The following is a 237-nucleotide window of genomic DNA, read 5'->3' as shown; positions in this document are numbered from 1 at the left end:
GGCCTTCGAAGACGCCCGGGCCACCGTCGCCGGGTTCGTCGGCGCCTCCGTCGACGAGATCGTCTGGACGGCGTACGCGACCGACGCCCTGAACCTCGTCGCCTACGGCTGCGCGAACGCGACGCACGGTCGCGGGGGAGCGCCGGCCCGCCGGTTCGCCCTCCGTCCCGGCGACGAGATCGTGCTCACCGAGGCCGAGCACCACGCGCACCTGGTGCCCGGGCAGGAGCGCGCGGC

Annotated in this window: 1 protein-coding gene; it reads left to right on the top strand. The window is 75.9% G+C overall.

Going from position 1 to position 237, the window contains the following annotated elements:
• Positions 1-237: aminotransferase class V-fold PLP-dependent enzyme (locus tag ACZ6JE_RS15610; RefSeq protein ID WP_464319542.1), on the top strand; the 237-nt coding region annotated here is incomplete at both ends.

The sequence above is a fragment of the Frigoribacterium sp. AC759 genome (assembly GCF_979256015.1).
The sequence above is the reverse complement of the archived record's forward strand: the minus strand, read 5'-3'. Positions and strand labels throughout refer to the sequence as shown.